At 65.7% G+C, this 8,269-nt stretch carries 9 protein-coding genes; 7 read left to right on the top strand and 2 right to left on the bottom strand.

The window, feature by feature from the left end; all coding sequences use genetic code 11:
- Positions 1–145: 145 nt before the first annotated feature.
- Both ACQKDV_RS15115 and ACQKDV_RS15110 read left to right on the top strand, forming a co-directional pair.
- Positions 146–613: an REP-associated tyrosine transposase gene (locus tag ACQKDV_RS15115; protein WP_427784776.1), complete on the top strand. Its 468-nt coding sequence runs from the start codon at positions 146–148 to the stop codon at positions 611–613.
- Between the two features lie 184 nt (positions 614–797).
- A complete protein-coding gene (locus ACQKDV_RS15110; RefSeq protein ID WP_427784774.1) occupies positions 798–2,174 on the top strand; it encodes a serine hydrolase domain-containing protein in 1,377 nt (458 codons plus the stop codon).
- Between the two features lie 113 nt (positions 2,175–2,287).
- On the opposite strand, the gene ACQKDV_RS15105 is transcribed toward ACQKDV_RS15110, so the two are convergent.
- Together ACQKDV_RS15105 and ACQKDV_RS15100 are read right to left on the bottom strand one after the other, a co-directional pair.
- Entirely contained in the window at positions 2,288–2,680 is a 393-nt protein-coding gene (locus ACQKDV_RS15105) for a DUF3037 domain-containing protein (RefSeq protein WP_427784768.1), read from the bottom strand.
- Positions 2,658–3,434 carry a HipA family kinase gene (locus ACQKDV_RS15100; protein WP_427784767.1) on the bottom strand — a complete coding sequence of 259 codons (777 nt, stop codon included), beginning with the start codon at positions 3,432–3,434 and terminating at the stop codon, positions 2,658–2,660. Before ACQKDV_RS15100 ends, ACQKDV_RS15105 begins: the two co-directional genes overlap by 23 nt.
- Before the next feature lie 156 nt (positions 3,435–3,590).
- On the opposite strand from ACQKDV_RS15100, the gene ACQKDV_RS15095 reads away from it, so the two are divergent.
- The 5 genes from ACQKDV_RS15095 to ACQKDV_RS15075 all read left to right on the top strand — a co-directional run bounded on the left by ACQKDV_RS15095 (position 3,591) and on the right by ACQKDV_RS15075 (position 8,235).
- On the top strand, positions 3,591–3,920 hold the full coding sequence (locus ACQKDV_RS15095; RefSeq protein WP_427784765.1) for a hypothetical protein: 330 nt from the start codon (positions 3,591–3,593) through the stop codon (positions 3,918–3,920).
- 152 nt (positions 3,921–4,072) lie between these two features.
- Positions 4,073–6,535 (top strand): prolyl oligopeptidase family serine peptidase, encoded by a 2,463-nt coding sequence (locus ACQKDV_RS15090; protein ID WP_427784764.1) that lies wholly within the window; start codon positions 4,073–4,075, stop codon positions 6,533–6,535.
- Positions 6,536–6,651: 116 nt separating this feature from the next.
- Positions 6,652–7,404 carry a hypothetical protein gene (locus ACQKDV_RS15085; RefSeq protein WP_427784762.1) on the top strand — a complete coding sequence of 251 codons (753 nt, stop codon included), beginning with the start codon at positions 6,652–6,654 and terminating at the stop codon, positions 7,402–7,404.
- A 145-nt stretch (positions 7,405–7,549) separates the two neighbouring features.
- A complete protein-coding gene (locus tag ACQKDV_RS15080; RefSeq protein WP_427784761.1) occupies positions 7,550–7,897 on the top strand; it encodes a hypothetical protein in 348 nt (115 codons plus the stop codon).
- Positions 7,894–8,235, top strand: a complete 342-nt coding sequence (locus ACQKDV_RS15075; RefSeq protein ID WP_427784760.1) for a hypothetical protein — start codon at positions 7,894–7,896, stop codon at positions 8,233–8,235. Before ACQKDV_RS15080 ends, ACQKDV_RS15075 begins: the two co-directional genes overlap by 4 nt.
- Positions 8,236–8,269: the final 34 nt, after the last annotated feature.

Raw genomic sequence — 8,269 nt, 5'->3', positions numbered from 1 at the left:
TTTTCGAGGCCACACCGAAACCCGCGCTTTGCGCGATAGTCGACCAACGGTCGACTCTACCGAGCCGGCATCGCGGTGTTCCCTGATCGAAAAACCGGCATCGAACCGATGCCGGAATATCAACACGACAGGCATGTTCAACCCCATGCCCAGTCCACAACTCCTCGTCGGCCGCCGCTCCGTCATCGGCAACGTGTACGCCATCACGATGATCTGCAAGGATCGCTGTCGGGTTTTCGATGATCCCAGCAATGCCCAGATCGCCATGCAGGTGCTGGAGGCGCTGGATCATGATGGCCTGGTCGCCTCGTTCGCGTGGGTGGTCATGCCCGACCACCTGCACTGGCTGGTCCAGCTCCGCGAAAAATCCCTCGGATACTGCGTACAGCGCTTCAAGTCGCGCAGCGGTCTGCGCATCAATCAACATCGGGGACACACCGGGGCCGTCTGGCAGGCGGGGTACTACGATCATGCGATTCGCAGTGAGGAATCACTGAGAAAGCACGGGCGCTACATCCTGGGGAATCCCGTCCGGGCTGGATTGGCCACCACGCTGGGCGAATACCCGCATGGATGGTGCCGCTGGCCGCTGGATGACACCGGCGCGGGGTAGAGTCGACCGTTGGTCGACTATCGCGCGCAGCGCGGGGTTCCGGCGGGTCGCGAAGGGCAGTCGACCAACGGTCGACTCTACCCCGTCGTGGCGTTCGGTTAGGATGGCCGCACGCCTCGTCTGCGAAGGAATCGCCATGTTCGTGCGCCGTCTTTCCGCCCGCCCCTTGCTCTGGGCCTTGTTGATGCTGCTGTGCATGGACGCCGCGCACGCTGCGCGCCCGGCTGCTGATGCGCGTCGTGCCGCCGATGATTGGCTGGCTGCGTTCAATGACAGCAGTCTTGAAGGATTACAGGCCTTCGCCGAACGCTACGCCAAGAAGGACGGCAGCACCCCGCAGGATTACCTGGAGTTCCGCCAGTCCACCGGTCCACTGAAGCTGCTGGAGGTGCGTGAGAGCACACCACTGCAGGCGAAGCTGCTGGTGCTGGCGCAGCAGACCGAGCGTGCAATGCTGGTGACTGCGGAAATGGACCCGGCCCATCCGGAACATCTGAAGCTCTTCCAGCTGGAAGGCACACCTACGCCGGAAAAATACCAGCCCGCACGCGTCGCCCTGCCGGAGCTGATGGCCGACGCCCGCGCGAAGCTGGACGCCTTGGCCGCTGAGGATGCGCTGTCGGGTAGCGTGCTGGTGGCGCAGAACGGACGCGTGCTGCTGGATTGGCACGGAGGCCTGGCCGACCGCAGCGCGAACAAGGCGGTCGATGCGCAGACGCAGTTCCGCCTGGCCTCGTCCAACAAGATGTTCACCTCGGTGGCCATCCTGCAGCTGGTGGAGGGAGGCAAAGTGAGCCTGGACGATACGATCGGCAAGCACCTGCCGGACTATCCGGACAAGGCCGTCGCCGATACCGTGACCGTGCGCCAGCTGTTGACCCACACCAGCGGCCTGGGTGATTTCTTCGGCGATGATTTCGACCAGCACTCGGCGTCGCTGAAGACGCTGGATGACTACGTGCAGCGCTTCGCCAAGGATGCGCCGCAGTTCACGCCGGGCAGCCAGGACGGTTACTCCAACTACGGGTACATTGTGCTTGGCCGCATCATCGAGGCCGTGTCCGGGCAGTCGTACTACGACTACGTGGATGCGCACATCCTGCGCCCGGCGGGCATGACGGCCACGGGCTTCGAGCCGGAAACGGTGGATGTTGCGCACCGTGCCGTCGCCTACACCAGAAAGGACGGGCAGTGGGTGCGCGAAACGAAGACGCTGCCCTGGCGCGGCATGTCAGCCGGTGGTGGTTACAGCACTGCCGCTGACATGCTGAAGTTCTGCGAGGCGCTGCGCAGTGGCAAGCTGGTGTCGTCGGCGCTGCTGCAGCAGGCCACCACCGCGCAGAACCACAAGGGCTGGTATGGCTACGGCTTCGTCGTGCAGGGGCAGGGCAGCCAGCGCCAGTACGGGCACGAGGGTGGGGCGCCGGGGTCGAACAGTGCCATCGTCGTGTTGCCCGAGCAGGGCTACGTGGTCATCGGCCTGGCCAACGTTGATCCGGATGCGGTCGGCAACGTGGTCAACTACATCGCGCGGCGGTTGCCGCTGCCCGGGCGGGGGTAGAGTCGACCGTTGGTCGACTGGAGCGCGCAGCGGGGGGGGGGCGGTGGGTCGCCCAAGGCAGTCGACCAACGGTCGACTCTACCAACCGGCCAAACCCAGCCGGCCATGCTCCGTCAGCGCGGCACCCGCACCATCTTCGTCATCAGGTGCTCGACCACGCCCGCCGGGTCGGCCGTACGGCCCACGTGCGTGCTCGACATCTGCACGATCGAGCTGCGCTTGGCGGTGAGGAAATGGAAACGCGCACGCGCGGGCAGCTGCGCGATCGGGCCTGCGTTGGCGTCGCCGCGGCAGATCGCTACGATGGCATCCAGCCACGGCTGCAGCGCTTCCAGGTCGAGCGCCGGCGCGAACGCGTGCAGGCGCGCCGCATCGATCTCGACGGCCGCTTCCAGATGGCGTGCGCCGGGGCAGGACACGATCACCCCGACGTTGATGAACTCTTCGCGCTCCACCCGCGGCACCACGCGGATGACCGCATAGTCATACGTGTGCAGCGTGGGCACGGATGGCCTCCTGCACGAACACCGCACGCACTTTCAGGCGGTGCTTGAGGTAGTTGATGTAGCCCTGCCGATAGGCCTGGGGGCTGTCGAAGGCGGGCTCATCCACCAGCCAGCTGTCCGGCACCAGGCCGACGATGCGCTCGATCTCCGCATCGGGCAGGCGTGCGGCCAGTTCGGCATCCACCTCTGCAATGCGGCTGGCAAACGGCAGCAGCACATGGTCACGGATCAGCACGAAGGGCTTTTCGCAGGCATCGCCGGCGTTGGTCCAATCGTGATGGAAGTACATGGCCGCGCCATGGTCGATCAGATACAGCTTGCGATGCCACACCATCAGGTTGGGATTGCGCGTGGTGCGATCGACATTACTGGTGAACGCATCGAACCAGACGATGCGTGAGGCCAGATCGGCGTCCACCGGCATCGCCGCCGGGTCGTAGTTGATCGCGCCAGGCAGGTAGTCCATGCCCAGGTTCAGGCCCTCGCTGGCACGGATCAGATCCTGGATCTCCGGATCCGGCTCGGTGCGGGCGAATTCACTGTCCAGTTCGACGAACAGGATTTCCGGAATCGGCAGGCCGACCGCGCGGGCCATTTCGCCAGCGATCAGCTCGGCAATCAGCGCCTTCGGGCCCTGGCCGGCGCCACGGAACTTGAGCACAGCCATGCCGTCGTCGTCGGTCTCGACCACGGCGGGCAATGAACCCCCTTCGCGGAGCGGGGTGATGTAGCGGAGGGCATGGACGGTGCGCATGAACGGATTCTACTGCAGTCTTCACTTCACCCTGCCGCTTGCGGTGGCAGCATCAAACCCCGGGGAGCGTGAACCGGCCAGGATGGCCGTGGTGTACGACAGCTGCCATCCTTCAAGCGTTTCCACGATGTACTTGCAGGCTTTGGAGGTGCACCTATGAACGACGAATCCCATCCCCTGCTGCCGGCCCTGGATGATGCCAAGGCCGAGCAGATGATCGGCAAGGTGGTGCTGGTGGGTATCACCCGCTATGGCGGTGATGGCCAGATGCGCGACCAGCAGCAGTATTCGGGCACGGTGCTGCGCATCAGTGCCGAGGAGGGCGTGGTGCTGGCCGATGAGGCCGATGGTCACGAGCGTTACCTGCCGCCCATGCTGGACCAGTACCTGCCGGCAGAGCCGGGCGAGTACCGGCTGCGCTCGGGTGGCGAGATCGTGGTCGATCCCGATTACCTGACCACCTGGGATCTGCACGCGCAGCAGTGAACCCGCGCCTTCGTCCGCCGGGCCATGCCCGGCGGACTTTGCCCCATGCGGCCACTAGTCCTTCCGGCCCATTCACCGCCGTTCTCCGGGTGTTAGATTCGGCCCATGCCCGCCGTCCTGCGGGCGCCCAACCACACCCCTGGGGACAACGGATGCTCATCCATCGCACCTCTCTGGCGGCGGCCATCGCCGTCGCTACCGTCGGCCTGCTGGCCGCCGGCCCGGCGCTTGCCGATTACGCAAAGCCGCCGGAACAACTGCTCAAGGTGCTGAAGGCACCACCGCCGCCGGCACCGAATGTCGACCCGAGCGGGCAGCGCCTGCTGCTGACCACCGCGCAGACCTATCCCTCCATCGCCCGCGTGGCCCAGCCTTACCTGAAGCTGGCCGGCGTGCGTCTGGAACCAAAGAACCGCAGCCGCCATGACACCCCGGGTGGCTATGGCATTCCGGCCTGCGTGGCCGACTTCAGCGTGGTGGACATCGCCAGCGGCAGGAGCACCAAGGTCGATCTGCCGCAGGGCTGCGCCGGTGGCGCGCTGTGGTCGGCCGATGGCAGCCATTTCGCGTTCCAGAACGCGGTGGAAAACAGCGTGCAGCTGTGGGTGGGCGATGCGGCCACCGGCCAGGTCAAGCAGGTGCCGGGCGTGCAGCTCAACCCGATCTTCGGCAGCACCGTGCAGTGGCTGGGTGGCAGCCAGAATCTGCTGGTGAAGCTGGTGCCGGCCAACCAGGGTGCGGCCCCCTCCGACGGCGGCGTGCCGACCGGCCCGGATGCGCAGGAATCGCTGGGCAGCAGCGGCGAAAGCAGCACCTATGAAGCCCGCGACACGCTGACCAGCGTGCACGATGAAAAGCTGTTCGCCTATTACGGTGCCTCGCAGCTGGCCGTGGTCGACACCGCCAGTGGCAAGGTCCGCCCGGTCGGCAGCGCCGCCATCTTCAACGATGTCAGCGCTGCGCCCGATGGCGTGCACGTGCTGACCGAATCGATCAAGGCGCCGTTCTCGCACGCGGTGACCTACCAGCGCTTCGCCAACGATGTGGCGGTGCTGGACACCGCCACGGGCAAGGCCACCGCCATCGCCAGCCTGCCGCTGGCCGACCGCGTGCCGGTGCATGGTGTGCCGGAAGGCCCGCGTGGTTTCGACTGGCGTTCCACCGATCCGGCCACGCTGGTCTATGCCGAAGCGCTGGACAAGGGCGACTGGAAGGTGACCGTGCCGCATCGCGACCGCGTGCTGATGCTGAAGGCCCCGTTCACCGCCAAGCCGGTGGAGATCGCCCGCACGGCACAGCGTTTCGAAGGCCTGGCCTGGTCGGCGGACCCGGCGGTGTCCTTCATGTTCGAGAACGACGAGAACCGCCACTGGGTGCAGACCCGCATCGTCGATGTCGACCAGCCGAAGAAGGAAGGCCGCCTGCTGTGGGACATGTCCAGCGATGAGCTGTACGGCGACCCCGGCAACCTGGTGTTCAAGCGCCTGCCCAACGGCGCAGCGGTCGTGCGCCAGGAAGGCAACTTCGTGTTCCTGCGCGGGCAGGGCGCTTCGCCGCAGGGTGACCGTCCGTTCCTGGACCGCCTGGACCTGGGCTCGCTGAAGACCGAGCGCCTGTTCCGCAGCGATGCCGATGCCTACGAGCAGTTCCTCGGCTTCAGCAATACCTCGGGCCGCTACCTGACCTGGCACCAGTCGGTGATGGACCCACCGAACGCGTTCGTGCGCCAGCAGGGCGAGGCGGTTGCCGCAGCCAAGCAGGGTGAAGCGCAGTTTGCCTCTACCGCCACTGCGCTGACGAAGCTGGTCGACCCGACCCCGGAAGTGCGCCAGATCAAGAAGCAGCTGGTCACCTACAAGCGCGCTGATGGCGTGGATCTGTCCTTCACCCTGTACACCCCGCCGGGCTACAAGGAAGGCCAGCGCGTGCCGGCAATCCTGTACGCCTACCCGGCCGACTTCGCCAATGCCGCCCAGGCCGGGCAGGTGTCCGGTTCGCAGCAGACCTTCACCCGCCTGCAACCGTACCGCCTGATGCTGCTGGCCGGCTACGCGATCATCGACAACGCCTCGTTCCCGATCGTCGGCGATCCGAAGACCGCCTATGACACTTATCTGGAACAGCTGGAGGCCGACGCCAAGGCAGCGGTCGACAAGGCGGTGGACATGGGCGTGGTCGACCGCAACCGCATCGGTGTCACCGGCCACAGCCACGGCGGCCTGATGACCGCCAACCTGATCGCCCACACCAACCTGTTCAAGGCAGGCGTAGCGACCAGCGGTTCGTACAACAAGACGTTCACCCCGTTCGGTTTCCAGAACGAGCGTCGCTCGGTGTGGCAGGCGCAGGACGTGTACCTGAAGGCCTCGCCGTTCTTCTACGCCGACAGGATCAAGCTGCCCCTGCTGCTGGTCCATGGCGAAGACGATGCCAACCCGGGCACCGAGCCGTTCCAGTCGCGCAAGCTGTACCAGGCCATCCGTGGCAACGGCGGCACCACCCGTCTGGTGATGCTGCCGAACGAACCGCACTGGTACACCGCGCTGGAATCGAACGAGCAGCTGGTGTCGGAAATGCTGAACTGGTTCGACACCTACGTGAAGAACGCGAAGTAACGTCGAGCCTGCTCGACTGCCTTTTGTAGAGTCGGAGCCATGCTCGACTGCCGTAACCAGGGCCGCCTCCGGGCGGCCCTGGCAGCTCCAACGATTGCAGGGCGAAGGAGCGCGCAATGAAATCCTGGTGGCTGGCCCTTGCAGGGCTGTGTATGACGGCTCTGGTGCTGGCAGCAGAGCCCAGCCTGCGTATCGACATCGAGTACCGGTGGTTGGGATGGGGCGATGTGCAGGAACACTGGCACATCGAACGCGATGCCCGTGGTGTGACGACGCGGGTGGATGCCGCGTTGCCGATGACGCGGCGGGACGGTCAGCGCGTAACGCTGCCTGCCGCTGCAGTATCGGCGTTTGAAGCGGCCATTGACGCCGCGCCGGTGACGATGGCGGCGGCCGTTGATGAGGTCGCACGCCGACTGGATCGCGCCGCGATCACACGGCTGGACCCGAGCATGACGAGGTCGCCCGCACCGTCATGCGATTTCGCGCAGCGGCAGGCCTGGGCGCGGAAGACATTGACTGAGGCGGAGCTGCGCAAGCGGGTTCAGCAGCAGCTGTCGCCCGAGAGTGGTCTATGGACGGACGATTACCCGACGATATCGGTGACCGTGAGGCGCAAGGGGCACCCGGCGGTCGCATTCGTTTCCACATCGCAGAAGGCGCTCATGCTGCCGTGGAAGCAGATGCCCATGGGGCATTCGCAGTCGATCAACATCGGCACGCTGCCCGCGCAGTGGCGCCCGGCGCTGAGCGACGCCATGATCGCGCTGCTGCCTCCCGGCGAAAGAAGCCGGGCACGGTTCCATCCCGGCTGGCTGCAGGAAAGGCTGCGCCTGCTCCTGGAGATGGACGCGCTGGCCTGCAGGTAGCGTCGAGCTTGCTCGACAGGTAATCGCACGAACCAAGCGCGGTCGAGCAAGCTCGAACCTACGTGGCAAAGCAGTCGAGCAAGCTCGACGCTACGCTGCCAATGCCGTTACGCTGCAGTTCTGGTGCCCGCCACGGATGTGTCCAATGAAAGCCATCGTTCTTGCTGTGTCGCTGTCACTGTCCATCGCTCCAGCCTTCGCCTCGGAGCCGGTGCTGACAGGCGAACTGGCCACGCTGGGCATCACCGCTGGCATGCCCTATGCCAAGGCCAAGCGCCTGCTGGGTGCGGCCGGCTGGCAGGTCACGCCACCGGAATCGCGGCAGGCCGTGCTGCCGGATTTCCCCGAGATCGAGTGCGGCCAGGGCCGTGATGCGGTCTGCTCGGCGGGCTTCCACAGGAATGATCAATCGCTGGCGATGATCATCGGCACCACCCAAGCGGGGCAGCCGTTCGTGCAGGGCCGTACTGACCGGCCCGGCACGCAATCATGAGCATCACCGTATCGGCAAGCACAGGGTGGGGATGGCTGTTGGTCGGCCTGTTGTTCAGTGGCACCGCCGCAGTGGGCTGTACGGCACTGGGCCGTTTTGCGATACCCAGCTTCGTTGAAAAGTTTGCCGAAGCGGGTCAGCCGCTGCCGCTGATCACCCAGCTGTTTGCCAGCAGTTATGGCCTGGCCTGGCTGGGTCCGCTGCTGGTGGTGGCCGCCTGGCTTGGAGGGCATGCGCGGCTGTCGGCGCTGGTCGGTAGCGCGGTGCTGATGATGGCGACCCCGATTGCCATGTTCGCGGCCTATCTGCCGCTGTTCAGGCTGGGCACGTTGTTCTGACGGGCGTGCGGCCAATGGCCGTGATCGTGACCGT

This window comes from Stenotrophomonas sp. NPDC077659 (assembly GCF_050268705.1).
Classification (GTDB): Bacteria; Pseudomonadota; Gammaproteobacteria; order Xanthomonadales; family Xanthomonadaceae; genus Stenotrophomonas.
This window is presented reverse-complemented; position numbering and strand designations above follow the sequence as displayed.

Bases quoted from the DNA above. Each gene is read 5' to 3' on its own strand.
- ACQKDV_RS15115 (WP_427784776.1), top strand. From the start codon at position 146: ATGCCCAGTCCACAACTCCTCGTCGGCCGCCGCTCCGTCATCGGCAAC.
- ACQKDV_RS15110 (WP_427784774.1), top strand. From the start codon at position 798: ATGCTGCTGTGCATGGACGCCGCGCACGCTGCGCGCCCGGCTGCTGAT.
- ACQKDV_RS15100 (WP_427784767.1), bottom strand. From the start codon at position 3,434: ATGCGCACCGTCCATGCCCTCCGCTACATCACCCCGCTCCGCGAAGGG.
- ACQKDV_RS15095 (WP_427784765.1), top strand. From the start codon at position 3,591: ATGAACGACGAATCCCATCCCCTGCTGCCGGCCCTGGATGATGCCAAG.
- ACQKDV_RS15090 (WP_427784764.1), top strand. From the start codon at position 4,073: ATGCTCATCCATCGCACCTCTCTGGCGGCGGCCATCGCCGTCGCTACC.
- ACQKDV_RS15085 (WP_427784762.1), top strand. From the start codon at position 6,652: ATGAAATCCTGGTGGCTGGCCCTTGCAGGGCTGTGTATGACGGCTCTG.
- ACQKDV_RS15080 (WP_427784761.1), top strand. From the start codon at position 7,550: ATGAAAGCCATCGTTCTTGCTGTGTCGCTGTCACTGTCCATCGCTCCA.
- ACQKDV_RS15075 (WP_427784760.1), top strand. From the start codon at position 7,894: ATGAGCATCACCGTATCGGCAAGCACAGGGTGGGGATGGCTGTTGGTC.